At 73.3% G+C, this 25,206-nt stretch carries 22 protein-coding genes; 13 read left to right on the top strand and 9 right to left on the bottom strand.

All coding sequences use genetic code 11. The features are described 5' to 3' along the window. Positions 1-6 precede the first annotated feature (6 nt). Complete coding sequence (locus L3X23_RS05695) at positions 7-897, top strand: alpha/beta fold hydrolase (RefSeq protein WP_093075929.1); 891 nt, start codon at positions 7-9, stop codon at positions 895-897. Between the two features lie 82 nt (positions 898-979). On the opposite strand, the gene L3X23_RS05690 is transcribed toward L3X23_RS05695, so the two are convergent. Next, positions 980-1,258 carry a ferredoxin family protein gene (locus L3X23_RS05690; RefSeq protein WP_237191075.1) on the bottom strand — a complete coding sequence of 93 codons (279 nt, stop codon included), beginning with the start codon at positions 1,256-1,258 and terminating at the stop codon, positions 980-982. Positions 1,259-1,272: 14 nt separating this feature from the next. Continuing rightward, positions 1,273-2,544, bottom strand: coding sequence for an FAD-dependent oxidoreductase (locus L3X23_RS05685; protein WP_237191074.1), 1,272 nt, complete (start codon positions 2,542-2,544; stop codon positions 1,273-1,275). A gap of 256 nt (positions 2,545-2,800) precedes the next feature. Between L3X23_RS05685 and L3X23_RS05680 the strand changes: the two genes are divergently transcribed. From L3X23_RS05680 to L3X23_RS05660, 5 genes are read left to right on the top strand one after another with little or no spacing between them, the layout of a single operon-like run. Next, positions 2,801-4,921 carry a molybdopterin-dependent oxidoreductase gene (locus L3X23_RS05680; RefSeq protein ID WP_237191073.1) on the top strand — a complete coding sequence of 707 codons (2,121 nt, stop codon included), beginning with the start codon at positions 2,801-2,803 and terminating at the stop codon, positions 4,919-4,921. A 28-nt stretch (positions 4,922-4,949) separates the two neighbouring features. Further along, positions 4,950-5,300 carry a cupin domain-containing protein gene (locus L3X23_RS05675; protein ID WP_237191072.1) on the top strand — a complete coding sequence of 117 codons (351 nt, stop codon included), beginning with the start codon at positions 4,950-4,952 and terminating at the stop codon, positions 5,298-5,300. Then, entirely contained in the window at positions 5,297-6,526 is a 1,230-nt protein-coding gene (locus tag L3X23_RS05670; protein WP_237191071.1) for a molybdopterin-binding protein, read from the top strand. The genes L3X23_RS05675 and L3X23_RS05670 overlap by 4 nt, the downstream gene beginning before the upstream one ends. Before the next feature lie 13 nt (positions 6,527-6,539). After that, positions 6,540-7,742 carry a sensor histidine kinase gene (locus L3X23_RS36010; protein WP_237191070.1) on the top strand — a complete coding sequence of 401 codons (1,203 nt, stop codon included), beginning with the start codon at positions 6,540-6,542 and terminating at the stop codon, positions 7,740-7,742. After that, entirely contained in the window at positions 7,739-8,374 is a 636-nt protein-coding gene (locus L3X23_RS05660) for a response regulator transcription factor (protein ID WP_237191069.1), read from the top strand. Before L3X23_RS36010 ends, L3X23_RS05660 begins: the two co-directional genes overlap by 4 nt. 33 nt (positions 8,375-8,407) lie before the next feature. Here L3X23_RS05660 and L3X23_RS05655 read toward each other — a convergent pair whose 3' ends face one another. Further along, complete coding sequence (locus L3X23_RS05655) at positions 8,408-9,814, bottom strand: DHA2 family efflux MFS transporter permease subunit (protein ID WP_237191068.1); 1,407 nt, start codon at positions 9,812-9,814, stop codon at positions 8,408-8,410. Positions 9,815-9,981: 167 nt separating this feature from the next. Here L3X23_RS05655 and L3X23_RS05650 point away from each other — a divergent pair, with 167 nt between their 5' ends. From L3X23_RS05650 to L3X23_RS05630, 5 genes are all read left to right on the top strand, one after another. Next, positions 9,982-10,815 (top strand): IclR family transcriptional regulator, encoded by an 834-nt coding sequence (locus L3X23_RS05650; protein ID WP_237191067.1) that lies wholly within the window; start codon positions 9,982-9,984, stop codon positions 10,813-10,815. Between the two features lie 181 nt (positions 10,816-10,996). Next, positions 10,997-12,514 (top strand): sugar ABC transporter ATP-binding protein, encoded by a 1,518-nt coding sequence (locus L3X23_RS05645; RefSeq protein ID WP_237191066.1) that lies wholly within the window; start codon positions 10,997-10,999, stop codon positions 12,512-12,514. Between the two features lie 27 nt (positions 12,515-12,541). After that, positions 12,542-13,594, top strand: a complete 1,053-nt coding sequence (locus L3X23_RS05640; protein WP_237191065.1) for an ABC transporter permease — start codon at positions 12,542-12,544, stop codon at positions 13,592-13,594. A 101-nt stretch (positions 13,595-13,695) separates the two neighbouring features. Further along, positions 13,696-14,748: a sugar ABC transporter substrate-binding protein gene (locus L3X23_RS05635; RefSeq protein ID WP_237191064.1), complete on the top strand. Its 1,053-nt coding sequence runs from the start codon at positions 13,696-13,698 to the stop codon at positions 14,746-14,748. A 76-nt stretch (positions 14,749-14,824) separates the two neighbouring features. Then, on the top strand, positions 14,825-16,048 hold the full coding sequence (locus L3X23_RS05630; protein ID WP_237191063.1) for a multidrug effflux MFS transporter: 1,224 nt from the start codon (positions 14,825-14,827) through the stop codon (positions 16,046-16,048). On the opposite strand, the gene L3X23_RS05625 is transcribed toward L3X23_RS05630, so the two are convergent. Then, positions 16,045-16,902 (bottom strand): alpha/beta fold hydrolase, encoded by an 858-nt coding sequence (locus L3X23_RS05625; RefSeq protein WP_237191062.1) that lies wholly within the window; start codon positions 16,900-16,902, stop codon positions 16,045-16,047. The genes L3X23_RS05630 and L3X23_RS05625 overlap by 4 nt on opposite strands. Before the next feature lie 197 nt (positions 16,903-17,099). On the opposite strand from L3X23_RS05625, the gene L3X23_RS05620 reads away from it, so the two are divergent. Continuing rightward, entirely contained in the window at positions 17,100-18,326 is a 1,227-nt protein-coding gene (locus tag L3X23_RS05620; RefSeq protein ID WP_237191061.1) for an FAD-dependent oxidoreductase, read from the top strand. A gap of 65 nt (positions 18,327-18,391) precedes the next feature. Here the strand turns inward: L3X23_RS05620 and L3X23_RS05615 are convergent, their stop codons facing one another. The 5 genes from L3X23_RS05615 to L3X23_RS05595 all read right to left on the bottom strand — a co-directional run bounded on the left by L3X23_RS05615 (position 18,392) and on the right by L3X23_RS05595 (position 23,930). Next, on the bottom strand, positions 18,392-19,708 hold the full coding sequence (locus tag L3X23_RS05615; protein ID WP_237191060.1) for an SRPBCC family protein: 1,317 nt from the start codon (positions 19,706-19,708) through the stop codon (positions 18,392-18,394). A 38-nt stretch (positions 19,709-19,746) separates the two neighbouring features. Then, positions 19,747-20,088: a non-heme iron oxygenase ferredoxin subunit gene (locus tag L3X23_RS05610; protein ID WP_237191059.1), complete on the bottom strand. Its 342-nt coding sequence runs from the start codon at positions 20,086-20,088 to the stop codon at positions 19,747-19,749. 12 nt (positions 20,089-20,100) lie between these two features. Further along, positions 20,101-20,664 (bottom strand): 3-phenylpropionate/cinnamic acid dioxygenase subunit beta, encoded by a 564-nt coding sequence (locus L3X23_RS05605; protein ID WP_237191058.1) that lies wholly within the window; start codon positions 20,662-20,664, stop codon positions 20,101-20,103. Between the two features lie 177 nt (positions 20,665-20,841). Next, positions 20,842-22,020, bottom strand: a complete 1,179-nt coding sequence (locus L3X23_RS05600) for an alpha-hydroxy-acid oxidizing protein (RefSeq protein ID WP_237191057.1) — start codon at positions 22,018-22,020, stop codon at positions 20,842-20,844. Between the two features lie 38 nt (positions 22,021-22,058). Then, complete coding sequence (locus L3X23_RS05595; RefSeq protein WP_237191056.1) at positions 22,059-23,930, bottom strand: helix-turn-helix domain-containing protein; 1,872 nt, start codon at positions 23,928-23,930, stop codon at positions 22,059-22,061. Positions 23,931-24,159: 229 nt separating this feature from the next. Here L3X23_RS05595 and L3X23_RS05590 point away from each other — a divergent pair, with 229 nt between their 5' ends. After that, positions 24,160-25,206, top strand: coding sequence for an alcohol dehydrogenase catalytic domain-containing protein (locus L3X23_RS05590; protein WP_093089791.1), 1,047 nt, complete (start codon positions 24,160-24,162; stop codon positions 25,204-25,206).

Below are 25,206 nucleotides of genomic sequence, written 5' to 3'. Positions count from 1 at the left end.
AGTCCGATGACCGCATCGACCACGACCACCGGTGCCGAGGAGCTCGGCGCCCCGCCCGGGCGGCTCGTCCCCGCAGGCGACCACCAGCTGTTCGTCTCCGAGGTCGGCGAGGGCGGGCGCCCCACCGTCTTCCTGCACGGCGGCGGCCCCGGCTGCACCTCCTGGACCGACTTCGGGGTGGCGATCCCCTACTTCGACGACCGCCGGTGCGTGCTGGTGGACATGCTCAACTACGGGTACTCGAGCGCCGTGGAGTACCCGCCCGCGAAGTGGGCGTTCCACGCGAAGCACGTGGCCGCCGCGCTGGAGAACCTCGGGATCGAGAACGCGGACTTCGTCTGCAACTCCCAGGGCGGCTCGGTGGCTCTGGTGCTGGCGGCCGAGTACTCCCACCTGGTGCGCAAGGTGGTGCTCAGCGGCAGCGAGCCGATGCACCGCGGACGCGGCGGGCGCACCCCCGAGCTCGCCGCCCTGACCGCGCAGCTGGTCGCGGGCTTCACCACCGGGGAGGGCCCGACCCGGGAGAAGATCCGCGAGATCATGGTGAAGCTCGAGTACTGGGACCCGGCCGCGGTGAACGAGACGACGCTGGACCTGCGCTGGCACTACCTGCAGCAGCCCGGCCCGGCCTCGACCTGGGGCCGTGGCATCCACGCGGGTGACCCCGAGGACCTGGAGCCGCTGCTCGCCGAGGTCAAGCGCCGCGTGCTGGTGCTGTGGGGCCGGTACGACGTCTTCGCCACCCCGGCCTACGCGCTGTCCATCGCCGACGCCGTCCCCTACGGCGACGTGTTCCTCATGGACCAGGGCGGCCACCACATGGAGGAGGAGCGCCCGCAGGACTTCGCCGCCATCGTGAAGACCTGGCTCGACCTCCCGGCCGACACGAACCAGTAGCCGCACCGGTAGCCGGACCACCGCGACGACCCCGGCGCCCGCCGGCACCGCTCCCCGGTGCCGGCGGGCGCCGGGGTCGGTCTCATCGGGAGGGCAGCGCCGCCACGTCGGGGTGGTCGCCGCCGGGTCCGGTGAAGAACTCGGCGTTGATCGTGCGGAACCGCTGCAGTGCGGGCGGCAGGGCGTCGGCGAGGTGGATCGCGCCCTGCGGGCAGACGGGCTCGCAGGCGCCGCAGTCGATGCACAGGTCCGGGTCGATGTAGAGCATCCGTTCGCCGGGCCGGATGCACTCGACGGGGCACTGGTCCACGCACGTCCGGTCCATGACGTCCACGCAGGCGTCGGTGATGACGTAGGGCATCGGTCGTCTCCCGTTCAGTCGGTGGTGGTGGCGAGCTCGAGGAGCTCGCGCAGCTCGGTGATCTTGGTGCGGGCCCGGCCGCCGCGGGTGCCGAGCGCGATCTCGGCCCGGTCGATGGCGGTCCACCCCGCCCAGCCGACCGGCCTGCGGAGGCGGTCCGCCCGATCGGCGAGCCCGGCGACGAGCCGCTCGCGCAGGCCGGGCTCCGGGGCGTCGAGCCGCCCCGCCGCCGCATCGGCGAGGAGGGTGCGGACCGTCTGCAGCGCGCAGGCCTTGTTCGCGCCGATCACGCCGCTGGGCCCGCGCTTGAGCCATCCGGTGACGTACAGCCCGCGGTCGGCGCGCCCGCCCTCGTGCGGGACCAGCCCGCGGTCGGCGTCGAACGGAAGGCCGGGCAGCGCCTCGGCGTGGTAGCCGACGGCGCGCACGACCGCCTGCACGCCCAGTTCCGCCTGCGCGCCGTCGGGCCCCGCCAGGCGCAGGCCGGTGACCCGGTCCGCGCCCAGCACGGCGACGGGGCGGCGGTGGACGTGCAGGCGCAGCCGCCCGGTCCGTCCCGGCGCGGCCCAGGTGCGGAACACCGCGTTGCGGGCCTCGGTGACGCGGTCGGGCGAGGGCTCGGCGGGCAGCGCGGTCGGGTCCACGACCGGTTCGACCCCCGGGAGGCGGTCGAGTTCGAGCAGTTCGGGGAGGGAGAACCGGACGTCGGACAGGCCCCGGCGGGCCACGACGTGCACCCGCTCGACGGGGCGCTCGTCCAGGGCCGCCCGGACCGCGTCGGGCACATCGGTGTCCGCCAGGCCCGCGCCCCCCTTGAGCAGCACGCGGGCGATGTCGAGGGCGACGTTGCCCGCCCCGATCACGGCGACCTCGCGGGCCGCGACGCCGAACGGGTTCCCGGCCTCCGGGTGGCCGTTGTACCAGGACACGAGGTCGCCCGCGGCGTAGCTGCCGGGCAGGTCCTCGCCGGGGACGCCCAACCGGCGGGCGTGCGGGGCACCGGTGGCGACCACCACGGCGTCGTACGCCCGGCGCAGGTCGACCGGCGAGACGTCGCGGCCGACGGTGACGTTGCCCAGGAACCGCGCGCGGGGGTCGTCGAACACCGCGCCGAGGGTCCCGGTGACCGCGCGGACGCGGTGGTGGTCCGGGGCCACCCCGTAGCGGACGAGTCCGAACGGGGTGGGCAGCCGCTCGATGACGTCCACGGCCACGGCCGGGTCGCGCAGCGCCTCCTTGGCGGCGAACAGCCCGGACGGGCCCGAGCCCACGACGGCCAGGTGCATCGGATCGGCCTCCCACTCCTCGACGGACGATTGCGCAGGCAACGGTGCCGGAACGGGGCGCGGCGAGCACACCTGCAAATGCGGAGGATTCCAAGGAAAGGCGAGTGGACCTGCGGAAACATTGGCGAAACTTTGTTGTAACGCATTCTGGAATCGCGCGCCGAGAACCTGCGTTTGCAGGTGCCTCGGGCGGGCCGGGCGGCTTTAGCGTCGGCGCCACCGTTCGGGCACCGAGCCGGCTAGGAGATGCGCCGACATGACCACCACACCTGTCGCACTGCCCGTCGAGGACGTCACGGCGACCCGGGTCGTGCGGGCCGCCTGCGCCCACGACTGTCCGGACACCTGCGCGATCCTCGTGACCGTCGAGGGCGACACCGTCACCGGCGTGCGGGGCGACCCCGACCACCCGTTCACCCGCGGCGGGCTCTGCGCGAAGGTCAACGACTACGAGAAGCGCGCCTACCACCCCGACCGCGTGCTGTACCCGCTGCGGCGCACCGGCCCCAAGGGCTCCGGCGAGTTCACGCGCATCAGCTGGGACGAGGCCGTGGCCGAGATCTCGGCCCGCTTCACCTCGATCGTCGAGGAGTACGGCGGCGAGGCGATCATGCCCACGAGCTACCTGGGCAACCAGGGCATCCTCAACGGGCTGAACGTGATGGACCCGTTCATGCACCGCCTCGGCGCCTCGATCACCGAGCGCACCTTCTGCACCTCCACCCGCGGTGCCGCGTACCTGCGCACCGTCGGCCCCGCCGTCACGGACCCCGAGGGGATCGTGCACGCGAGGTACATCGTGGTGTGGGGCCACAACATGCTGACGTCGAACCTGCACCTGTGGCCGTTCGTGGCCCAGGCGCGCAAGGCCGGGGCCAAGCTGGTCGTCATCGACCCGTACCGCAGCCGGACCGCGAAGGTCGCCGACTGGCACATCCGGATCAAGCCCGGCACCGACGGCGCGCTGGCGCTCGGGATGATGAACGTGATCATCTCCGAGGGCCTGCAGGACCAGGACTACATCGACGCCCACACCACCGGGTTCGCGGAGCTGGCGGCCAAGGCGGCGACGTTCTCGCCCGAGCGCGTGGAGGCCGTCACCGGCATCCCCGCCGAGGACGTGCGCACCCTCGCGCGGGAGTTCGCCACCAGCCGGCCCGCCGCGCTGCGCGTGGGCACCGCCGTGGAGAACCACCCCCAGGGCGGCCAGGCCTTCCGGGCGATCTTCAGCCTGCCCGCGCTCGTCGGGGCGTGGCGCCACCCGGGCGGCGGCACCCACGACCTCACGCTGTTCTCGTTCCCGGTGAACTTCGACCGGCTCTCCCGCACGGACCTGATCAAGCCCGGCACCCGCACGATCAACGCGCTGCAGCTCGGCCGCGCGCTGACCGGCGAGCTGGAGCTGGACCCGCCGATCATGGGCCTGATGGTCTGCAACGCCAACCCGGTGATCACCGTGCCGGAGCAGAACAAGACCCTCGCCGGCCTGCAACGCGAGGACCTGTTCACCGTGGTCAGCGACCACTTCCTCACCGACACCGCGCGCTACGCGGACATCGTGCTGCCCGCCACCACGATCCTCGAGCACTTCGACGTGATGTTCTCGTGGGGCCACCTCTACATCTCGGCGAACAACCCGGCCATCGAGCCGCTCGGCGAGGCGGTGTCGAACGTCGAGATGTTCCGCAGGCTGGCCGCGGGCATGGGCTTCGACGACGACCCCTGGTTCTCGATGACGGACCAGGAGCTCGCCGAGCAGTGTCTCGACTGGGACGCACCCGCGATGACCGGCATCACCCTCGAGGGCCTGAAGAAGTCGGGCTGGGCGCGGCTGGCGCTGCCCGGCCCGGACGAGGCCCCGTTCGCCGAGGGCGGCTTCGCCACGCCGTCGACCAAGGTCGAGTTCGCCGTCCCCGGGGACACCGACGACGTGGTGCCGGTGTTCCGCCAGGGCTACACCGAGCGGCAGGGCGACACCCCCAGCCCCGCGGTCCCGGACTTCGTGCCGGAGGAGGTCGACCCGCGGTACCCGCTGAAGATGATCACCCCGCGCGGGCACAGCTTCATCAGCTCGCAGTACGCCAACATGGACCGGCAGCTCACCGCCGAGCAGGGCCAGCACGTGACCCTGCACCCGGAGGAGGCGGAGCGCCGCGGCCTGGTCGAGGGCGGGACCGCCGAGGTGTTCAACGAGCTCGGCTGCTTCCGCGCGACCGTGCGGGTGGACGACAGCGTCCTGCCCGGTGTGGCCGTCGCCCCGTACGGCTTCTGGCGGAACGGCGGCTCCAGCCCGGCCGCGCTGATCTCCGGCGACCTCAACGACCTGGGCCGCGGCCCGCGCTACTCGGCGGCGTCCGTCGACGTCCGCTCCGCCTGACACCGCTCGACCCCTCGAGGACAAGACCGTGACCGCGAACCTGACCACCCACCACCCCTCGACCGTGGCGGCCGAGGAGTACGAGCCCTTCCTGGTCGGCGACGAGGCCATCGGCGAGGTGCACTGGATCCGCAACGGCGGCGCCGACGACACCACCCTCGCCGTCGGCCTGTGGCGCTGCGAGCCCCGCACGTTCCCGTACCCGTTCGCCGCGGACGAGACCATCCACGTGCTCGGCGGGGTGCTCGACATCGAGCTCGCCGACGGCACCCTGGTGACGCTGAAGGCGGGCGACATCGCCTCGTTCGTCAAGGGCACCGAGTCGACCTGGACCGTGCGCGAGCCGTTCCAGAAGCTGTTCGTGGTCAGCGGCGCGTGACCGCCGCCCGCACCGACCCCTGCACCGGACCCGCCCCGCTCGACGCCGCCGAGGCCGTCCGCCGGTGGTTCGCCGCCTGGCGTCCGCGCGGCGGCGGGGGTGAGCGGCTCCCGCTGCTCGCCGCCGACGGGCGGGTCCTGGCCGGGCCGGTGCGGGCACGGGTCGCGAACCCCGCGCACGACCTCGCCGCGATGGACGGCATCGCCGTGACCTGCGCCGACACCCCGACGGGATGGCTGGCACCGGGCGCGTTCGACGTCGTCGACACCGGCGACCCGATCCCGCCCGGCCGAGACGCCGTCGTCCCCCGCGAGCTCCTGGACCGCGGCCCGGGCGACCTGGTCGGGCTGGTCGGGCTGGTCGGGCTGTCCGAGCCGCCGACACCGGGCAGGCACGTCCGCCGGGCCGGGGAGGACGTGGCGGCGGGCGAGCTGCTGCTCCCGGCGGGGCACCGGCTGCGGCCGGTGGACCTGGCCGTGCTGGCGTCCGCGGGCCACGCGACCGTCGAGGTGACCCGCGCGCCGCGCGTCGTGGTGATCCCGACCGGCGACGAGATCCGCGAGGCGGGCACCCGCCCGCGGCGCGGGGAGATCGTCGACAGCAACTCGGTCCTGATCGCGGCCACGCTGGCCCGCCGCGGCGCCGTCGTGGAGCGCACGGCCATCGTGCCCGACGTCCCGGAGCGGTTGGCCGCCGTGGTGCGCGCGGCGGCGGACCGGGCGGACCTCGTACTGGTCATCGCCGGGTCCAGCGCGGGCCGGGACGACCACACCGCCGCCGTGGTCCGGGCGGTGGGCGCGGTCTGTGTCCACCACCTGCCGCTGCGACCCGGGCACCCCGTGCTGCTGGGCACCGCGGGGACGGAAGCCCCGGTGCCGCTGGTCGGGGTGCCCGGCTACCCGGTGGCCGCGGCCCGGATCACCCGGGACTTCGCCGAGGCGGCACTGGACCGCGTCGAGGGCACGGCGCGGCGGCCCGGCCCCACCGTCACCGCCGTCCTCACCCGCGCGGTCGCGTCCGCGGCCCACACCGACGAGGAGGTCCTGGTGTCGGTGCACGACGGGGCCGCGAGCCCCCTCCCGCGGGGGGCGGGCGCGCTGACCTCGCTGATGCGGGCGTCGGGAGTGGTGCGGTCCCCCCTCGGTGGGGAAGGCTGGGCCGCAGGGGACGAGGTCGTCGTGGAGACGCGGCCCGGGGCCCCACTGACGGGCGGGAGGCACCGCTGAGATGTGCTACACGGTGAAGTCGATCGACGACGTCCGCCGGCTCGTCGCGGCGGCGCGCGGGCTGGCGGGCCTGGTCGACCTGGACGCACTGGTGTCGCGGGCGTGCAGGCAGCTGCGCGGGCTGGTGGGCGAGGACGTCGCCGTGATCTCCGTGTGCGAGCACCCGGACCTGCTCACCGTGTGCTCCGCGGAGGGGCTCGCGGTGCCGCGGACCATCCCGGACAGCCGCCGCGGCGAGGGCCTCGGCTGGCTGGCCGTGCGGCTCGACGACACCCCGGCCGTGGTGCTCGACGCGGACGGTCCCGTGCGGCTGGAGGACACCCCGGCGGCCGAGCTCGACCAGGCGCTACTCGCCGCGGTCGGGGACGACCCGCTGCTCCGCGTCGCCGCCCGGGCGGGGGTCCGCCGGACGATGGCGTGCCCGATCGAGTTCGGCGGCGCCACCCTGGGCTGCCTGTTCGTGGCCCGTACCGCCGACACGCCGTTCGACACCCGGGTGCCCGAGCTGCTCTGGGAGTTCGCCGCCTCGCTGGCACCGTTGATGGTCACGGCGATCACGGCGGCCCGCGCGGGCGAGATCGCGGTGCAGGAGGAACGGGCCCGCATCGCCCAGCACCTGCACGACACCGCCGGGCAGATGCTGTTCACGATCAGCCTCACGGCCCAGGACCTGCGCGAACGTGCGGCGTCGGGGGCGCTGGACCCGGCCGGGGTGGCCGCGGGCACCGAGCGGATCGAGTTCGAGGCCGCCCAGGCCTCGGCGGTGCTGCGCCAGGCCATGCACACCCTGCTGCCTCCCGGGGAGGCGCTGCCGGTGACGCTGCGGCGAGACGTCGCGTCCTTCTCGCGGCGCTCGGGGATCGCGGCCGAGGCGATCGTCCTCGGCGCGCCCGTGGAGACCAGTGACCTCGTCGACGACACCATCGTCGCCGTGGTCCGCGAGGGCCTCCACAACGTGGAGCGCCACGCCCGGGCCTCCACCGTCTCGGTCACGCTCACCTACCGCCCGCTCGACGTCGCCGTCCTGATCCAGGACGACGGCCGCGGCCTGAGCCGGGTCCCGGCGATCACCCCGCTCCCGGGCAAGGCCCGCGGCCTGGGCATCCCCGGGCTGCACCAGCGGGTGCGCGCCGCGGGCGGGGAGCTCAGCCTGCGGGCGGGCGAGGACGGGGGCACCGGCCTGCTGGTCAGCCTGCCCCTGGGGAACGCGGCGTGACCGCCCGCGTGCTGATCGTGGACGACCATCCGCTGGTCGCGACCGGGATCCGCACCGTCCTCTCCCACGACCCGTTCTTCGAGGTCGTGGGCGAGAGCCATTCCGGGCGCGCGGCGCTCGAGGCCGCGGCCCGACTCGAACCCGACGTGGTCCTGCTCGACGTCCGGCTGGGCGACCTCGACGGCGCCCAGGTCGCCTTCGGGCTGCTGGAGGCGCAGCCCGGCCTCAAGGTCGTGATGCTCACCGCGTTCGACGACCCCGGGGTCCTGCAGAGCTGCCTGGCCATGGGGGTCGGCGGGATCCTGCTGAAGGGCTCGCTGGACCTCGACCTGGCCCGTGCCCTGCACGAGGTGGTCCGTGGCGGCATCGTCGTCGACGACTCCGTGGCCGCCGCGCTCGAACGCGCGGGCTCCCTGCTCGACGCGGGCGGCGTGGCCCCGGTCGGCATCCGCCCGCGGGAGGTCGAGGTGCTGCGCCTGATGGCGATGGGCATGACCACCCGGGACGTCGCCGCCGAGCTGCACCTGTCCGTCAACACCGTCCGGTCCTACACCCAGGCCCTCATGGAGAAGCTCGGGGCGCACACCCGCGTCCAGGCGATCGTGCAGGCCAGGCGGCTCCAGCTCATCTGATCCCTTCCGGTCCCGGGTGCCGACCGCTCCCGGTCACCCCGTCGGCGCCCGCATGGTGTCGGCGGCCTCGGAGTCCAGGATGCGGGTCGAGGCCAGCGCCCCGAGGAAGGCGAACACCGCGGTGGCCAGGTAGGCCAGCCGGAAGCCGCTGTCCGCGGGCGTCGTCATGAGGATCGTCGCGGCGGCGACGCCGATCGCGGTGGCGACCTGGCGGTTGACGTTGAGGATGGTGGACGCCGATCCCATGTGCTCGGGGCCGACCTGGGCGAACATCGACGCCTGGAGGGCGACCATCGCGCCGCCGTTGGTCAGCCCGGCCAGGAACATCAGGGCGCACAGCACCCACAGCGGGGTCGCGCCCCCGAAGACGGCCAGGCACAGACAGATCGCGCCCAGCAGCCCGAGACCCACGACGGACATCAGCCGCGGACCGATGACGTGGTAGCGCCTGCCCACCGTCTGGGACGACAGGACCACGCCCACGGGGACCAGCGCCATCACCAGCCCGGCCTGCAGCGGGGAGGACCCGGCCCGTTCCTGCAGGAAGATCGGCGTGATGAACAGGATCCCGCCGAGGAAGGTGGCCGTCTGGAACGCGGTGGCGATGTTGGTCTGCCGGAACAGCCGCGCGCCGAGCAGCCGCAGGTCCAGCAGCGGCGCGCGGCTGCGCAGCTGCACCGCCACCGCCGCGGCCAGGGCCGCGGGGCCGAGCACGGCGAGCACCAGCACGGCGGGGGACGCCCAGCCCCACACCGGCCCCTGGGTCAGGGTCAGCAGGACGGCCGCGAGCCCGATCCCGGCGAGGAGGTAGCCGCCCAGCTCGAAGCGGCCCGGGCGGCCCGGCGGGTCCCGCGGCAGACCGAGGGCGATCACCGCCATGGTGGCCAGGCCGACGGGGAGGTTGACCAGGAACGCCCACCGCCACGACAGGTGCTCCACCAGGAACCCGCCCAGCGGCGGGGCGAGGGCGGGCCCGACCGCGATGGGCAGCAGCAGCGTCCGGACGAGCCGGGCGCGCTGTTCGGGCGGGTAGAGGCGGTACAGCATCGAGGTGGCGACGGTCATGACCAGCCCGCCCGCCGCGCCCTGGACCGCACGCAGGCCGATGAGCTGCGGCAGGTCCTGCGCGATCCCGCACAGCCCGCTCGCCAGGGTGAAGGCCCCCAGGGACGCCTGGAACACCTTCCGGTCGCCGAAGCGGGTGGCGAGCCACCCCGACGCCGGCATGGCGACCGCCAGGGCCAGCAGGTAGGCCAGCACGGTCCACTGCACGGCGGAGAGCGGACTGTCCAGCTCGGTCGTCAGCGTCGGCAGCATGATGTTGACGACGTGGGTGTCCAGCGCCGCCATGAGCAGGCTGGCCACGTAGGCGACGGCGACCGCCGCCCGGGCGGAGAGCCGGCGTCGGCGGAGGGCGTCGAGCGTCCTGGTGATCGCCACCCCCGTAGGTTTCGGACCTCCACGGGGAGGGGTCAACGTGCCCGGTTCGCTCACCGGAACCGACGAACCGGGCGGCACCGGTGCACAGGACGAAACGTGCGGACCCCAGCGGGTCACACCGACGACATCTGAACGGGTGAGACTCGTCCCGGAGGTGATCACGGGCTGTGACTCCCCCCATCGCACGGCCCGACGCCATGATCTCGATCGCCCAGGCGCGCGCCCTGACCGAACCGCAGCCCGCGCCCGCACCGGACGAGGCCGCGAGCCCCGGCGCGGAGACCGTGGTCGACAAGATCCGCAAGGTCGTCGAGACGATCGCCGTGCACGGTCCGCTGGGCCTCACGGCCCTCGCCCGCGAGGCCGGGGTGTCCAAGACGACGGTGCACCGGCTGTCCGGCGAGCTGCTCGCCTGGGGTGTGATCGACCGGATCGAGGGCAAGTTCGTCATCGGCAGGCGGATGGCCGAGCTGGGCCAGCTGGTGACGCCCCGCGAGTCGCTCCGCGAGGTCGGTCACCCCTTCGCCGTCGAGCTGTTCGCCCAGTTCCGGCTGCCGGTCACCGTCTCCGTCCGCCAGGGGCTCGACGTCCGGTGCGTCGCCAAGATCTCGGGCACGGTCGACGAGGCGACGGGGTGGATGGGCGTCGGCACCCGCGCGCCGCTGCACTGCACGGCGGCAGGCAAGGCCATCCTCGCGTTCAGCCCGCCGGAGCTGTTCCGCGCCGTCGTGGCGCGTCCCCTGCGAGGGGTCACACCGTTCAGCACGGTCGCGCCCACCAAGCTCGCGCTGCAGCTGCGTGACGTCCGCCGGACCGGCTACGCGGTGGTGCGGCGGGAGGTCCACGTGGGGGCGAGCTCGATCGGGGTGCCCGTGATCGACCGCCACGGCGCGGTCGTCGGCGCGTTCGCGATGCCCCTGCCCAGCCGTCCCGAGCAGGCCGTCGAGCTCCAGCGCACCATCAAGCAGCAGGCGGCGCGGCTGGCCGCCCAGCTACCCTGAGCGACCGCCGCGCGGAAACATCACCGACACGCTGTTTCCAGCACGCAAACCCTCACCTCGGAGGTCCGGCCACCGGACCGCGACCGGCGAACGGTCGGGGCGAACCGACTCAGGATGTCCCCCTGGGACGGGTCTTCCACTCGGGAGACGCGCCCGGCCGCCGAACGAGAGGGGACACGAGATGACCGACAGCACGGCGCCGTTCATCCGGCTCACCGGGATCTCCAAGTCCTTCCCCGGCGTGCGCGCCCTCGACGACGTCTCGCTCGACATCCGGGCGGGCGAGGTGCACTCGCTGACCGGGGAGAACGGGTCGGGGAAGTCGACGCTGGCCAAGATCGTGAACGGGACCCACCAGCCGGACGCGGGCACGGTCGAGATCGACGGCGTGCCCACCGTGATCACGAAGCCGTCCACGGCGCTCGCGCTGGGCATCGTGTCGATCAGCCAGGAGCTGACCCTGGCGCCCACGTTGTCGGTGGCGGAGAACATCTTCATCGGCCGCATGCCGCGGACCCGCTGGGGCACGGTCGACTGGGACCGGTGCGTGCGGGAGGCCCAGGCGATCCTCGACGACCTCCGGGTGCACGTGAACCCGCGCACGGCGGTCCGCGATCTGAGCCTCGAGCTGCAGCAGGAGATCGAGATCGCGCGGGCGATCTCCACCAACGCCCGGCTGCTCATCCTCGACGAGGCCACGAGCTCGCTGTCCGAGGCCGCGACCGACCGGCTCCTGGAGATCGTCGAGGAGCAGCGGGACCGCGGCGTCGGGGTGCTCATGATCTCGCACCGCATGCCCGAGCTGTACCGCTCCTGCTCGGTGGCGTCGGTGCTGCGGGACGGCAGGCTGATGGGCACCGTCCCGCTGCCGGAGACCCCGGAGGACGCCCTGGTGCGCCTGATGGTCGGCCGCGACCTCGACGACTACTTCGGCACCCGGGACGTCACCCCGGACGCCGTCGCGCTCAAGGTCACCGACCTGCACACCCTGGACGGTGCGCTGCTCCCCACCTCGTTCGAGGTGCGCCGCGGGGAGATCCTGGGTGTCGCGGGCCTCGTGGGCTCGGGCAAGGCCGAGCTCGGAATGGCCCTGGGTGGCGCGATCCCCTCCGCGGGCACCATCGAGGTCGGGGGCCGGGAGGCCGCCATCACCAACCCGCGGCAGGCCGTGGACAGCGGGATCGGCTACGTCCCCGACGACCGCAAGGGCCAGGCGATCCTGCCCAACCGCAGCGTGGCCGAGAACTTCGCGCTCGCGTGGCGGGGCACGCTCTCGCGCCTCGGCGTGCTGCGGGTCCGGGACGAGGCCGCGCTCGTGCGGGACGGGATGCGGCGCTACGGCGTGGTCGCCGCCAACGAGAACGTCCGCATCTCCACCCTGTCCGGCGGCAACCAGCAGAAGGTGGTCCTGGGCCGCACCTTCGCCAGGGGGTGCACGGTCTTCGTCCTGAGCGAGCCGACCCGCGGCATCGACGTCGGCTCGAAGAGCCAGGTGTACGCGCTGCTGCAGGAACAGGTCACCGCGGGCGCCGCGGTCGTCCTGATCTCCTCGGAGCTCCCCGAGATCCTCGGCCTCGCCGACCGCGTCCTCGTCTTCCACCGGGGCGGCGTCCACGCCGAGTTCGACGCCGAGGGTCTCGACGAGGAGACCGTCGCCGCCGTCGCCGTGTCCGGCCGCCCGCAGACCGCCGCCGCCTGACCCCAGCCGCTCTCGAGAAGGATCGTCATGACTCTCCTGGACTCCGATCCCACCCTCTCCGCGGAGACCCCTCCGGCGGACGCCGCCCCCGCCCGGCGCAGGCCGCGCCTGTCGCTCGGCCGCTTCACCGGGGTCGTCGTCGCGCTGCTGGCGGTCTGCGTGTACCTCGCGCTGACCCAGCCGGTGTTCCTGAGCTGGGGCAACATCACCAACATCGTCGCGTCGAACAGCGTGATCCTGCTGCTGGCGCTGGGCGCCACCTTCGTGATCATCGGCGGCGGCTTCGACCTGTCCTCCGCGTCGGCGCTGAGCGCCACCGGAATGGTGCTCGGCCTCGCCCTGCAGGCCGGGATGCCGGCCTGGGTCGCCATCGCCTCGCCGATCCTCGCGGGGCTGGTGATCGGCCTGGTGCAGGGCGTCCTGATCAGCTACGTGAAGATCTCCATGATCGTCGTCACGCTCGGGTTCATGTCGATCCTGGCCAGCTTCGCGCTGATCGTGAACAAGGGCGCGACCATCAGCGTCTACGGCGCCCCCGGTTTCGACCCGGTCTACCAGTTCGTCAACGGCACCGTCGGGCCGGTCCCGGTGCTCATGATCTTCGACGCCGTCGTGCTCCTGGCCGCGGCGTTCGTGCTGCGCTACACCGCCTTCGGCCGCTCGCTGTTCGCCATGGGCTCCAACCCCGAGGCCGCGCGGCTCAACGGCATCAACACCGCGATGATGGTGCTGTTCGTGTTCCTCATCGCCGGTCTCGCCGCCGGGCTCGCCGGGCTGGTGTCCGTGGGCAGGCTCACCGGCGCCGCGGCGGCGTCGGACCCCACCCTGCTGATGACGGCGATCGCCGCCGTCCTGATCGGCGGCACCGCGTTCACCGGCGGCGAGGGCGGCGTGCTCGGCACGATGATCGGCGTCCTGTTCCTCGGCGTGATCCAGAACGGCATGACGCTGAGCGAGATCCCGGCGTTCTGGCAGGGCACCGTGAACGGCGCCATCCTCATCCTCGCCGTCGGGATCGGGGTCCTGCGCGACCGCGGGATCCGGCTGCGCCGCAGAGCCATCACGACCAAGGTCGGCTGACCCGAGCCGACCCCGCGGTCCCCCGACCGCACGACCCGACCGCGACACCCCGCTCCCCCACCGACCCGTCCCGACCGACCCCGAGATCTGGAGAGAGTCCCGTGAAGCGAACCCTTGCCGCAGCGGCCGCCGCCGGCGCCGCCCTGGTGCTGGCACTGACGGCCTGTAGCAGCCCGTCGACCGCGCCCGCCGCCCCGTCCGGCGGCTCGTCCGCGGCCTCGGGAGACGGCAGCTTCAAGGCAGGAACCAAGTTCGGCTACGCGGCGCCGGTCGCCGCCCAGCCGGGCCAGCAGCAGTTCGACACCGGTGCCAAGGCGGCGTCGGCGTCGGTCGGCTGGGACTACACCATGTACGACTCGAACATCAACCCCAGCACCCAGATCTCGAACATCACCACGATGATCCAGCGCCAGATGAACGTCATCGGCTCCTGGACGCTCGACCCGGGTGCCACGGTCGGGATCTACAAGCAGGCCCAGAACGCGGGCATCCCGATCATCGGGGTGAACTCCGAGGGCGACGGGATCTCGGCGACCCTCTGGCAGGAGTCCTCGACGTGCGCGCCCGGCGGGCCCATGGCGCAGTCCGCCGCGCTCTACGCCAAGGCCCACCCCGGCGGCCAGGTCATCACCGTGGGCCTCGACGGCGTCCCGTCGATCGACGCCGTGGTCAAGTGCTTCACCGACGCGGCCTCCGCGGCCGGGCTCACGGTGGTCAGCCACGTCTCGAACACCACCGACCAGGCGGCGGGCGCGCAGAAGCTCGTGGCCGACCTGCTCACCCGCTACCCGGACGTCAGCGGCGTGTGGGCCTACAACGACGCCTCGGCGCTCGGCGCCTCGGCCGCCGTCATCGCGGCGGGCAAGACCGTCTACGACCTGAGCAACGACGGGGTGGTCGTGACCGGCTCCAACGGTGACGCCGACGCCGTGCAGGCGGTCCGGGAAGGCCGCCTGACCGGCACCTGGGACCCGAACAACCCCGAGGCGGGCTGGCTGTTCGTCAAGCTGGCCAACGAGGTCCTCAACAACGCGGCGCCGAAGAACACGGTGCTGAAGTCGACCTTCGTCACCAAGGACACGATCGGCCAGTACGTGCCCCCGGCCGACCGGAAGATCAGTTTCGACACGCTCGACTACACCACGTCGAACTGAGCCCTCCCCACCATCCGGACGCCCCCCGGTGCCGAGGCACCGGGGGGCGTCCGGGTGTCGCAGAGCAGGAGATCCCGTGACAGACGGCACGATCCGGGCCGTACCCGGCCCGCCGTCCGCCGCACCCCCGCCCCGCAGGCGCCGCCTGCTGGTCGGGATCCTGGGCCTGATGGCCGGGACGGCGCCGCTGTCGATCGACATGTACATCCCCGGCCTGCCCGCGATGACGCAGGATTTCGGGGTCGGCGACGTCCCCGTCCAGCTCACCCTCACCGCGTTCCTGTCGGGTCTCGGGGTCGGTCAGCTGCTGATCGGACCGCTCAGCGACGCGCGCGGCAGGCGGACACCGCTCCTGGCCGGCACCGTCGGGTACATCGCGTGCTCGCTGCTGTGCGCGGTGGCGCCGTCGGTCGGCGTGCTGATCGCGGCCCGCTTCTTCCAGGGTCTGCTCGGCGCCGCGGCCGTGGTGCTGTCGCGGGCGGTGCTCGCGGACCGGTTCTCGCAGCAGGAGGTCCCGCGCTACTTCAGCTACCTGGCCATGGTGTCCGGGGTGGCGCCGGTGCTCGCTCCCCTCGTGGGCGGGGCGATCGTCGGGTCGGCCGGGTGGCGGAGCGTCTTCGCGGTGCTCGCGGGCGTCGGCGCGGTGCTCTTCGTCGGCATCCTCGTGTTCGTCCCGGAGTCGCTGCCTCCCGAGCGCCGGACGCCCGGAGGGATCCGGCGCAGCCTGGGGGCGATGGGGCGGCTGGCCGTGCGGCCCTCGTTCGTGCGCTACCTCGCCGCGGGCACCTTCACCGCGTGCGCCCTGTTCGCCTTCATCTCGGGTGCGACGTTCGTGTTCCAGGAGGTCTACGGCCTGTCCCCCACCGGCTACGGCGTCATGTTCGGCACCAGCTGCCTCGGCATGGTCGGCGCCGGGTTGGTCTTCGGTGTGCTCGCCCGCCGGTTCCGGGTCGACACCCTGCTCCGCGTGGGCGTGCTGGTCGCGCTCGGCGGCACCCTCCTGCTCCTCGCGTGCAGGCTGTCCGGGGTGGACGGCCTCGCCGTCGCGTGGGTCTCCTTCGCCGTCTTCATGATCGGCATGGGGACCGTGACCCCGGCGGTCGTCACGTCGCTGCAGCGCGAGGGCGCGGACACCGCCGGGGCCGCCTCGGCCCTGTACGGCGGCGCCCAGTTCGGGATCGCCGCGCTCGCCACCCCGATCGTCGGGCTGCTCGGGTCCGGGGTCGGCGCGCTGGCCGGGGTGTGCACCGCGGCGATGGCGCTCGCGGCGCTGAGCCTGCCCGCCCGCCGGCGCTCCTAGATCCCGTTGCGGCGCAGGAAGAGCTCGACCTGGTCGGCGAACTCGACGGGCCGCTCGACCGGGGGCCAGTGCCCGCAGCGGTTCAGCGCCACCAGGTCGGCCTGCGGCACGTAGCTGCTGATCATCAGGCCCTGCTCGAACGGCACCATGCGGTCGGACCGCCCGTGGATCACCAGCATCGGGACCGTGATCTCCGACAGCAGCGCCATGTTGCTGTGCGCCACGCTGACCGACGCCGCGCCCGCCCGCAGGTGCTCGGGGTGCTGCTTGCGGAAGGCCGTCGTGTCGGCCACCAGCTCGTCGGTCACCCGGGCGGGGTCGTGGAACAGCGTGCGCAGGAACCGCCGCAGGGCGCCCTCGTCGTCGGGCGCCGCCGCGAGGTCGGCGGCGGCCACCCCCGACTCCGACGGGAACGGCGCGAGCAGGTAGGGGTCGCCGCCCGTCGAGGCGTGGCAGGCCCCGACGACCAGGCCGGTGACGCGTTCGGGCGCGGCGAGCGCGAGGACGATCCCGGTGGTCGCCCCCATCGACGTCCCGACGACCGGTGCCGCGGCGATCCCCTCCGCGTCCATCGCCGCCGCCACCGCGCGGGCGGCGGGATCGTGCGCGGGCTCGTGGAAGGTCAGCGGACCGGTCCGCCCGAAGTTGGGCAGGTCCACCGCGATGCACCGGCGGCCCGCGCCCAGCCGCTCCAGGACGCCGGCGTAGGTCAGCCACGCGGTGGTGCCGGGCTGCGGCCCCCACGCCGCGACCAGGACCAGCGGCGGGCCCTCGCCGAGGGCGACGTAGTGCACCGGCCCGTCCGGGCCCGTGGTGGACCGGGCGAACTGCGGCGGGGCGTCGAGCAGACCCACGTGGCACCTCCGGGGAGATCGGCGAGCGCGACCCTCCCCCGGCGCGGGAGCCGCGGTCAACGACGGTGATCCGCTCCCCGGACCGGGTCCGGCCACCGGACCGGGACGGTGGGGCGCGGCGGCGCCCGTCCGTAGCGTGAGCGCATGACGAGCACGATCTTCCGGGCCGCCGTCCGCACGAGTCCGGGGGCGCGGTCGTGACGCCCCGGTCGGTGGTCATCGCCGGGGCGAACCTGGCGGGCGGGACCGTCGCCCGGTCACTGCGCTCGCGCGGGTTCACGGGCCGCATCACCCTGGTGGGCGCCGAGGAGACCCCGCCGTACGAGCGCCCGGCGCTGTCCAAGCAGGTGCTCAGCGGCGCGCAGGACCCCGCCGAGCTGGTCCTCCCGATCGACTGGGCGGGCATCGACGTGGACCTGCGCCTCGGTGAGCGGGTCGAGGAGATCGTGCCTGCCGAGTCGGCCGTCGCGCTGTCGACCGGCGCGCGCCCCGGGGCGGACGCCGTCGTCCTCTGCACCGGCGGGCGCGGCAGGCGGCTGGGTGTCGAGGGCGAGGACCTCGCCGGCATCCACGAGGTCCGCACCGTCGAGGACGCGCTGGCGCTGCGCGGCGAGCTCGTCGCGGGCGCCCGGGTCGTCGTGGTGGGCGCCGGGTTCATCGGCGCCGAGGTCGCCGCCACCGCGCTCGGCCTGGGCTGCGAGGTCACGGTGCTGGAACACGCACCGGTCCCCCTGGCCCGGTCCCTCGGCCCGGTCTGGGGGCCGTTCGTGCTCGAGGAGCACGTCCGGCGCGGCGCCCGCGTGCGCCTCGGCACCGGCGTGCACCGCTTCCTGGGCCGCGACCGGGTGCGCGAGGTGGAGATCGGCGGCGGCGACCGGATCCCGGCGGACGTCGTGGTGGTGGGCGTCGGCATCGAGCCCGCCACCGAGCTCGCCGCGGCGGCGGGCCTCGCCGTGGCCGGGGGCGTCCACGTCGACGAGCGGGCCGCCACGGGCAACCCCGCCGTCTTCGCGGTGGGCGACGTGACGCTGCAGCCGGGGTGGCGGGGCCAGGGCATGGTCCGGCTCGAGTCGTTCCAGAACGCGCAGGAGCAGGCGGACGTCGCGGCGGCGGCGATCCTGGGCCAGGAGGTCCCGGCGCGGGACGTGCCCTGGTTCTGGTCCGACCAGTTCGAGCACACCATCCAGATCGCCGGGACGCTCGACGCGAGCGCCGACGTCGTCCTCCGTGGCGACCGGGCGGGCTGGGACTTCAGCGCGTTCCACGTGCGGGACGGTGTGGTCCGCGGGGTGTTCGCGATCGACCGGGGGCAAGAGGTGCGGGCCGCGATGCGGCTCATCGCGGCCGGCACCGTCGTCGACCCGGCGGCCCTGGCGGACCCGGCCACGGACCTGCGCAGGCTAGCCCGGCCGCGCGCCGCCTGACACCCGCCGGACACGAGAACGCCGGCGGTCGGGCTCAGCCCGACCGCCGGCGTTCTGCGGTGCTGCTACTCGTTCATTCCGGCGGTGCCCTCGTACGTCGCCTTCTGCGGGTCGAGGGGGATGTCGGCCCAGGAGTCGGCGTTCATGAACTCCTCCCAGCGCCGGTAGAAGTGCCGGTGGTTGTTCTCGGACACGAACTTGTCCGACAGCGCCCCGGGGAACACGTCGTCGGTGTGGGTGTGCCCGATGCCGAGGTTGACCCGCTGCCCCAGCTCCCGGTAGGTCCCCGAGAGACCGGACTCCGAGACCTGCCGCCAGTTGTCGACGTCGTCCGCCTCGAAGTGCCCGGTGACGCCGTTGCGGGCGGTGTGCACGCGCAGGACCTCCCGCTGCTGCTCCGGGGTGTCGGCGTTGCTGGCCAGCGCGAAGTGCCAGAACTCGGTCTTGAGCGGGCCGCGCGGGATCGCCAGCCGGAAGCCCAGGACCGTGTTGGGGAACAGGCTGTGCGTGCCCAGCACGACGGACTTGGCCCGGAACTCGCCGAGCCGCTCGACCGCCTCGGCGGTGTCGTCCTCGGCGGTGGCCGTCGGGATCGACTTCGACTGGCCGGCCAGGCTGTCCTCGGGCATCTTGAAGTACTGGACCTGGTGGCCGTTCACGAACGCCGCCCGGCCCTTCATCTGGAACAGCCGGTCGTGGGTGAACCGCGGCTCGCCCAGTACCCGGAACATGGCGTTCGCGGCCGAGGCGTGCGACACCGGCACGTGGTACCAGTCGGAGCAGTTGTCGACGGCGGTCTTCCAGTTGATCGGCTGGATCCACTTGTGCGGGCCCACCGCGTAGGTGCCCTTGCCGCTGCGGTTGAACTCCATGTCGAGGTACCAGCGGGCGTCGCCCAGGTAGTCCTCGAGGCTGGGGGCGTCCTCGGCCCAGGTGGCGAACACGAGCCCGGCGTAGGTGGCGACCCGCGCCCGCTTGAGGCCGAGCTTCGAGCGGTCGAGCTCGCCGTAGTAGACCTCCTGCTCGCCCGGCACGTACTCCAGCTCGCCGTCGAGGCCGTAGGTCCAGGCGTGGTAGCTGCAGACGAAGCTGTTGCAGTTGCCGTCGTCCGCCCGGACCAGCCGCGCCCCGCGGTGGCGGCACATGTTCAGCAGGACGTTGACCGAACCGTCGCTGCCCCGGGACAGGATGACCGGGTCCTCGCCCATGTAGGTGTGGAAGAAGTCGCCGGGGTTCGGGATCAGGCTGTCGTGACCGATCAGCAGCCAGGCCCGGCCGAAGATGTGCGTCATCTCCCGGCGGTAGATCTCCTGGTCGGTGTAGATCGACGGGTCGAGCCACCCCGTCTCGGGATCGAGGATCTCGTACTTCGTTCCTGCCACCGCAGTCACCTCTCGCAAGTTCGGGTAGTCCGGTGTGCTCAGTTCTCGTGAGGGCGGTCGCGGACGAGGATCTCGCCGTCGCTGACCCGCACCGGGTAGGTCGTCATCGGGACCGTCGCCGGCATGGTGAGTGCCTTGCCGGTCCGCAGGTCGAACAGCGCCCCGTGCAGGACGCACTCGACCGCGGTGCCCTCGACGAAGCCCTCCGAGAGGGAGGACTTGCCGTGGGAGCAGACGTCGTCGAGGGCGAAGTAGTCGCCCCCGGCCAGGAACAGCGCCCGAGCCGGGCAGCCGGGGCTCGTGACGAGCACGGCGTCGCCCTCGGCCAGGTCACCGACCCGCCCCGCCGTGGTCCACCGCTCGTCGTCCTGGTCGCTCATCGCTTCGTGCTCCTAGAAGAAGATCGCCATGTTCTTGTCGAGGACGACGTTGACGTCCAGCACGATCGTGCGGCGCGAGATCTTCCACGAGCCGTCGACGGGGTGCAGGACGTCCTCGCGGTACCCGGAGTACAGCGCGGTGTCGTACTCGGCGTGCGAGCGGTGGCAGAGGAACGCGGTCTTGGCGTGGACCGTGCCGTCCTCCTCGACGCGCTGGACCACGAGGTTGCCGACCAGGTGGCGGGTCCGGGACGGCGGCTCCTCGGCCCAGGCCATACCGCTGTCCATGCGCTGGATGCGGACCAGCATCATCTTGCGGTCCTCGTCGAAGAACGGCAGGTCGGTGCCGTAGGGCGGGATCTCGCGGTCCGCCTCGCGGCTCGGCACGTTCTTGCGGCGCGGCATGAAGTAGAGGAGGTCCTCGGTGAACATGTCCAGCCACTCGTGGAGCTTGCGCTCGTCGAGCAGCCACGCCTCGGCGATGTAGAACGCGTTCAGCTCCGTCCACAGCTCCTGGGCCGACTTCGCGCTCGCAGTCGGGGCGAACACCTCGGACTGGGTGTCACGGTCGATCACTGTCACAACAACCACGCGGACCTTTCGCCGGGGAACGCGGTGCGCATCTCGGAGAGCCCGACGATAAGGACGTGCGACGCGGTGGGACGAGGTGCGCGGACCGCTCATCGGAACAGCCCCCGACAGCCACACGTGGCGGTGACCTGCGTGTCATACCGCCGACATCTCGGCCCTCGCTCAGCCCGTGGGTGTGCCCGGGGTCCGGACGAGGACGTCCCGGGTGAGGTCGGCGATGCGCGCGTAGCCGTTGAGGCCCATGGTCAGGTCCGCCTCGGCGAGCAGGCACGAGAGGACGAACTCGACCCCGGCCCGGCCGCCGATCGCGGCCCCGTAACCGTAGGGGCGGCCGATGCCCACGGCGGTGGCACCCAGCGCCAGCGCCTTGACGATGTCCGGTCCGGAGCGGACGCCGGAGTCGAAGATCACCGGCAGTCCGTCGGCGGCGTCGACGACCGCGGGCAGCAGGTCGAGCGCGGGGGCGGTGGCGGCCTGGCGTCCGCCGTGGTTGGAGCAGTAGATGCCGTCGACGCCGCCGTCGCGGGCCCGCCGCACGTCGTCGGGATGACAGATGCCCTTGAGCAGCAGCGGGAGATCGGTGAGCCCGCGCAGCCAGGCGAGGTCGTCCCAGGTCAGACCGGGGTTTCCGAAGATCGACGCCCAGAGCAGGGTCGCGGCGCCGGGATCCTCCTCGGGCGGGGCGGCCAGCCGCGACCGGAAGACCGGGTCGCTGAAGTAGTTGGCCAGGCAGTGGCCGCGCAGCTGGGGGAAGGTCGCGTGCTGCAGGTCCCGGGGCCGGTAGCCCAGGGTCCAGGTGTCGAGGGTGACCACGATGCCGCGGAAGCCCGCGGCCTCGGCCCGGCGCACGAGACTCTCCGCGAGGTCGCGGTCGTTCGGCGTGTAGAGCTGGAAGAAGCCGGGGGTGTCGCCGAGCCGGGCCGCGACCTCCTCCAGCGGGTCCTGCATGAGGGTCGAGGCCACCATCGGCACACCGGAGTTCGCCGAGGCGGCGGCGGTCGCGAGGTCGCCGTGCCCGTCCTCGGTCATCACGCCGACGACACCGATCGGCGACAGGAGCAGCGGGGTGGGGAGCCGGTGGCCGAACAGCTCGACCGACAGGTCGCGCTCGGCCGCGCCGGCGAGCATCCGCGGCACGATCCCCCACCGCTCGAAGGCCGCGACGTTGCCGCGCTGGGTGTGCTCGTCCCCCGCCCCGCCCGCGACGTAGTCGAACAGCCGGTGTTCCAGCCGCTCCCGCGCCGCCGCCTCCAGGCCGGCGAAGGTCACCGGGAACGGCGGCGGGTCACCTCCGAGGCCCGCGAGGTAGATCCCGAGGTTGAAGTCGGCGTACTCGGCCATGTCGGCGTCTCGCTCTCGCGGTCGGTGTGGCCGGGCGGTCAGGCGATGTAGCTGATCCCGAACGCGTCGATCTTGCGGTAGAGCGAGGAGCGGGCGATGCCCAGCATGGCCGCGGCCTTGTAGCGGTTCCCGTTGGACTCGTAGAGCGCCTGGATGATCGCGTCGCACTGCGCCGACTCCAACATGGACATCCGGCGCGCCCCGCCCTGGAAGCACAGCGGTGGCAGGTCCATCGGCTGCACCTCCCCCATGGTCTTGCGGGCGACCACGTACCGCATCACGTCCTCGAGCTCGCTGATGTTCCCCGGCCACGCGTAGCCCTCCAGCACCCGGATGACCTGCAGGCTCAGCCGCAGCGAACAGCGACCGGCGACCCGGCGCAGCACCGTCAGCGCCAGCTCGGAGATCTCGTCGGCGCGGTAGCGCAGCGCGGGGATCCGGGTCACCTCGTGGAAGTGGCGCAGCAGCAGCCCGTAGGGACTGGTCGCATCCACCGCGGGGCTGTCGACGCAGCCGACCACCAGCGGTGGCGTGTCCAGCGCGACCAGCGGCCGCAGCGCCTCGTCGAGCTGCCGGGCGCCGACCGGGGAGAGCGTGGTCATCCCGGACAGCACCAGCAGCTGCGGGCGGCCGTCCCCGGTGGGGGCGAGGCCGCGCACGGGGTCGACGCCGTAGCGGCCGGTGAACGACGAACAGTCCACCGACACGACCCGACCCGTCGGGTACGCGGCCCGGAACTGTGCCGTGACCAGCGTCCGCTTGCCCACCCCGGGCTCCCCGATGAGGAGGTGGTTGCGGCCGTGGTGGATGCTCGCCACCACCTCCTGGCGGGCCCGCAGGTACGGGGACAGCAGCTCGCGGTTGGCCCGGACCTTCGCGTCGGCGTGGGTGCGGGCCGGGCCGGCGGCCTTGGTGTAGTCGCGGCGGGCCAGCGGGGCGACGTGCGAACCCTGCCGCCGCACGGCCTCCGGCGTCTCGGCGACCTCCCCGTGCCGGGTCGGGCCGCCGCCCAGTACACAGCCGACGACCTCCCCGTCCAGGTGGATCGGCTGCAGCGTGACCTCGGCGCACTCCCCGGACGGCAGCTCGATGTGCCGCTGCCCGAACTGGCCGAGCACCAGGGCCGACAGGACGAGGTCGCTCACCACCCGTTGGTCGGCCGGGGAGTTCCGGCGGAAGGAGGGGCTGGACACCAGCAGGTCGCCGTCCGTCGCCAGCACCCACTGGTCCGCGGCACGCACCCGCTCCAGCGCCTCCAGCACGGCGCGGGTGCGGCGGTGCGGCTGCGCCGCCATCCGCTCGGCGATCCGGTCCGCGAGCACCCTGGCCAGCGGGAGCTGCAGCGCGGAGCGCTCCGACGCCGGACCGACCAGCCACACCGCGCCGCAGACCTCCCCCCGGTGCGGGTCGGTGACCACGGCGGCGGCGCCGGCGAGGGCCGCGAGGCGCCAGTGGTAGTGCTCGGCACCGCCGACGGCGACGTCCGCCCGCTCGTGCAGCGCGACCGTGGCCGCGGTGGTGCCCACCTGCCGCTCGGCGTAGCCGTAACCGGGCACCACGAGCAGGCCGTCGAGCACGGCGGCGAGCCCGGGGCCGTCGTCCCGGCGGCAGCGGACGATGCTGCCGGCGTCCAGCAGGACCAGCGAACACCCGCTTCCCGGGTTCGCCGTCACGAACTCGTCGAACACGTCGTCCGCCGCCGAGACGACCGGCGGGACCTCCTGGGTGTGGCCGAGGAAGCGGGCCCCGATCCGCGCGGCGTCGACGGCGGCCTCGCGCGACCGGATCCAGGACGCCAGCACCTCCGGGCGCAGGGCCCCACGGGCGAGGACCTCCCGAGCCCCGACGTCCCGGCCTGCGGTGTCGAACGCCCACCGAGCCGCTTCGATCTCGACCGCCGACGATCCCATCCGGGCAGCTTATGGACCCCGGGCCGATCCTGGGTAGGCCCTGCCCCCGGCTCACGGCGCGGTGCGGCGGGGTGTCCCGACACCGGGACACTTCGGGCGGAGCGACGCGGGGGCGGCGCCAGGATGGTCCGATTCTGGGACAGTCGGCGCCTCGCCGAACCACCAGGGTTGACGGTGCAGGACCCAGTAAGTCACGGAACGCGAGCGTTCCTCAGCGCGGAGGCACACGATGAAGGCACTTGTCTACCACGGTCCGGGCGAGAAGGCGTGGGAGGAAGTCCCGGACGCCACGATCCAGGACCCGACCGACGTGGTCGTCCGCGTCGACACCACGACGATCTGTGGCACCGACCTGCACATCCTGCAGGGCGACGTGCCCGCGGTGACCGACGGCCGGATCCTCGGCCACGAGGCCGTCGGCACGGTGACCGCCGTGGGCGACGCCGTGAAGGGCTTCGCGGTGGGCGACCGCGTCCTGGTGCCGGCGATCACCAAGTGCGGCCGCTGCGAGTACTGCCAGCGCGGCATCCCGTCGCACTGTCAGACCGTCGGGGGCATCGGCTGGATCTTCGGGCACCTCATCGACGGCACGCAGGCCGAGCTCGTCCGGGTGCCCTACGCCGACACCTCGCTGTACGCGGTACCCGAGTCGGTCAGCAACGAGCAGGCGATCTTCCTCGCCGACTCGCTGCCCACCGGGTACGAGGTCGGCGTCCTCGCGGGCCGGGTCCGCCCGGGCGACACGGTCGCCGTCGTCGGCGCGGGTGCGGTCGGCCTGTCCGCGATCCTCACCACGGGCCTGTGGGGCGCCTCCAAGGTCATCGCCGTCGACTCGAACAAGTTCCGGCTGGAGAAGGCGCTGGAGTTCGGGGCCACCGACGCCGTCGAGGTGGGCCCGGGGACCGTCGCCGACGTCATCGCGCTGACCGACGGTCTCGGCGTCGACGTCTCCATCGAGGCCGTCGGCTACCCGGAGACCCTGCTCACCGCGGCGTCCCTGGTCCGCCCGGGCGGCACGATCGCGAACGTCGGGGTGCACGGCACCGCCGTCGAGCTGCCGATGCAGGACATGTGGATCCAGAACGTCACCCTGACGATGGGGCTCGTGGACACCGTGTCCATCCCGACGCTGCTCAAGATGGTCGGCAGCGGGCGCATCCCCGCCGAGAAGATGGGCACCCACTCGTTCACCTTCGACCAGATCGACGAGGCCTACGACGTGTTCAAGAACGCGGCGGCCAACTCCGCGCTCAAGGTCGTCATCTCGCCCTCCTGA

The organism is Pseudonocardia sp. WMMC193, from assembly GCF_021728735.1.
Classification (GTDB): domain Bacteria; phylum Actinomycetota; class Actinomycetes; order Mycobacteriales; family Pseudonocardiaceae; genus Pseudonocardia; species Pseudonocardia oroxyli.
This window is presented reverse-complemented; position numbering and strand designations above follow the sequence as displayed.